Below are 3,117 nucleotides of genomic sequence, written 5' to 3'. Positions count from 1 at the left end.
ATTTTCTTCGAGCACCCTGAAAGAATCCGCGTAATCCCTGGGTGCCCTGAAACCCTCTGCAGCAATAATGTGGTTTGCAATGTCCAGGCATGTCTCGATGCAAATCTGCAGATAATACTTTGCGCTTCCAAGCAGTATCTTATCCTGCACGAACACATCCAGCGGGGTGTTTTGCATCCGTGTCAAGATCCCAAGGAATTCATCCATCTTGCTGAACTTATCTGCGATCCTTTCAGCAGATACCACTATGGTGCACCACCCTTTCCAGGTAAGAGTTTCGGTACTGCTGAATTACTGGAAGAAAGTCGAAATAGCTTGTGCGTATCCATGTTTCGAACACAACGCGCCTGTCCTCATCCCTCGAATAAATGAGCTCAGCATCAAGGAGGATGTTTCCAGTGACTGCAACAGGGAGATTGTTCAAAATACGCACATCCGTCTGCAACTCGTGTCCCAGTTCCTCATCAATACGCAAGGCCAATGACAGCTCGAGATCAAGGCTGCCCCTTACATCCAATCCTTCCACATAAATCCCTACATCAAGATCACTGAAAGCATGAGAAAGACCTCTGGCGTAGCTGCCGTGCAGATAGGCAAAGAGAACCGGGCTGTCCTTGAATATCAGCGGCGCAATTTCAAGAAGTTTTCGTCTAAATGCAGTCATCTGGGTGAAAAGTACTGGCGCAAGGCGCTATCGCTATGGCATTGGGCGCAGGGCTCAGGGCGCAGGTAGGAGGCTGGCGGCTGCGCCGGGTTATCAGTTATCAGTTCTCAGTTATCAGGGTATAGTACAGCGCTTTGCGCAATCTCTGCCTAATGCCTTGAGCCGTTTCCATGGCATTGGGCGCAGGGCGCAAGGCGCAGGGCCAAAAGGCTAGGAGGCTGGGAGGCTGGCGGCTGCGCCTTCGGCTCCGCCGGGTTATCAGTTATCGGTTCTCAGTTATCAGGGTATAGTACAGCGCTACGCGCAATCTTTGCCGAATGCCTTGAGCCATTTCAAGGGCGCAAGGCGCATGGCGCAAGGCGCAGGGTAAAAAGCACTGGCGCTTTGCGCAATCATTGCCATATGGCATGTTCTGTTGACCCTGTCTTTTTGACACGGGTTCCGCCAGTGGCGGAACACACAGATGTCACGGATAATAACAGCCGGCATTGGGCACAGGGCGCAAGGCGCATGGCAGATCCAGCGCTTTGCGCGATAGTTATTTGAGTGTGATCTTTTGTTGAAGTTCCTAGAGAGCTCATTGCTGGGCTCAGTCACTCTCCGCATGGTCTTTCAGCGATCGTAATGTCAATTCCCAGATCCACGGTGCACGGTTCAAGGCGAAGCCGATTGCTTCCTACGTTTTCGGGTTTCTGGCAGTCTTCAGGAATTTGATAATTGCCTGCCTGTAGCCTGTGAAATCCTCGAGATCTTTCTTCAAAATGCCCACGACTATCTGGGCATCCAGGTTGTCGTACTGATGAACCAGAAGGTTTCTGAATCTGGCCATTTTTTCCAGGGCATTCAGCAGCTTTCTATCGATCACTTTTTCTTCGTGAAGAACCCTGAAGGTGTCCGCGTAGGTCCTGGCCACCCGGTATCCCTTATCGGCAATGATGTGGCCAGCGATATCCACACAGGTTTCGATCATCATTTGCAGGGTGCGCTCGATAATGCGTTGTATTTTCCAGTCAGTTGAATATTGGGCAGCGGTTATTTGGCGGAATTCCTGGATCTGGCGGAAGTACTGATCCAATTCCGACAGTTTCCGGAGAATCAGCTGTTCGTCAACCACGCAGATATCTCCTTTTCAAGATGGCCGCTTCTTTGATGGAAAAATCGAAATATTTTCGCATTGCCAGGGATTCGAACCTGTGCCGCACAAAGGGCTCCTTGTCCACGATTATCTTCTTGTTCATCAAGATATTCATTACCAGCAAAGGTGCAGCAGTGTTCAGAACAACAAGGTCGATCTCATCTGTTTCAAGAGTCTCTGTCAGGCCACCGAGCAGATCAAGTTTGTATTCACCGAGATCAGCATGTTCCTGGAGGTAGACAGCAATATCCACATCTGTGAGCGGCCGGGGTTTACCCCGAGCCAGGCCGCCAAAAAGGTAAGCGAAGATCACCCGGGGATGGTCAGCAAGGTAGTCTGCCGCCCCGGGAAGGAGCGACTCGATGTTTGCAGGCAATTGCTGATGTTTTATCATAACAGCGGTTGGGGCTATTGTCAGGGCATTGGGCGCAGGGCGAAAAGGCTAGGAGGCTGGGAAGCTAGGAGGCTAGGAGGCGACTGCGCTTCGCGCTATCTTCGCCGAATGCCTTGAGCCCAACGCCATGCGCCCGCTTCTCCCAACCCAACAAACCCAATAAACTCAATAACTCAAGTAACCCAAGTAACCCGGAGTGCCTTGCGCCGGACCTTCATATTCACCACCCGCTTTCGCTCGAGGCGCAGAGAGCACAGAGAGTTCATGGAGGTTCATTAAATCGGGAGATCCCGATTTAATGAACAAGCTCAAGCCCTTCGGGCTGGTGGAGGCCCTTGTTCCAGCAAGTGCTCTGTTCCTCTCTAACCCCCAATACAGCAGTTCCCAGGTAGGTGACAGCGCTTTGCGCAATCTTTGCCGAATGCCTTGAGCCATTTCAAGGGCGCAAGGCGCATGGCGCAAGGCGCAGGGTAAAAAGCACTGGCGCTTCGCGCAATCATTGCCATATGGCATGTTCTGTTGACCCTGTCTTTTTTGACACGGGTTTCGCTGCGCGAAACACACGGATGTCACGGATAATAACAGCCGGCATTGGGCTCATGGCGCAAGGCGCAGGGCAGATCCAGCGCTTTGCGCGATAGTTACTTGAGTGTGATCTTTTGTTGAAGTTCCTAGAGAGCTCATTGCTGGGCTCAGTCACTCTCCGCAAGGCCTGGCCCAGCGTAGCCCTGGCGAAGCCGGGCTGGCCAGAGAAAATATCTGCGAATGTCTGTGTGTGTCTGTGGCTAATTTAAAGCCTCCCAGCCCAAAAGCCTTGCGCCGGACCTTCATATTCACCACCCGCTTGCGCTCGAGGCGCAGAGAGCACAGAGAGTTCAGGGAGGTTCATTAAATCGGGAGATCCCGATTTAATGAACAAGCTCG

General features: G+C 52.0%; 4 protein-coding genes. All 4 read right to left on the bottom strand.

What is annotated here, in order from left to right; all coding sequences use genetic code 11:
- Positions 1-246: DUF86 domain-containing protein (locus JRI89_17355; protein ID MBW2072998.1), on the bottom strand; the 246-nt coding region annotated here is incomplete at its 3' end.
- Positions 233-664, bottom strand: a complete 432-nt coding sequence (locus tag JRI89_17350; GenBank protein ID MBW2072997.1) for a nucleotidyltransferase domain-containing protein — start codon at positions 662-664, stop codon at positions 233-235. The genes JRI89_17350 and JRI89_17355, both read right to left, overlap by 14 nt.
- A 676-nt stretch (positions 665-1,340) precedes the next feature.
- Positions 1,341-1,778, bottom strand: a complete 438-nt coding sequence (locus JRI89_17345; protein ID MBW2072996.1) for a DUF86 domain-containing protein — start codon at positions 1,776-1,778, stop codon at positions 1,341-1,343.
- Positions 1,771-2,193, bottom strand: a complete 423-nt coding sequence (locus JRI89_17340) for a nucleotidyltransferase domain-containing protein (GenBank protein ID MBW2072995.1) — start codon at positions 2,191-2,193, stop codon at positions 1,771-1,773. The genes JRI89_17345 and JRI89_17340 overlap by 8 nt, the downstream gene beginning before the upstream one ends.
- Positions 2,194-3,117 lie beyond the last annotated feature (924 nt).

The sequence above is a fragment of the Deltaproteobacteria bacterium genome, from assembly GCA_019309045.1.
Taxonomy (GTDB): domain Bacteria; phylum Desulfobacterota; class Syntrophobacteria; order BM002; family BM002; genus JAFDGZ01.
This window is presented reverse-complemented; position numbering and strand designations above follow the sequence as displayed.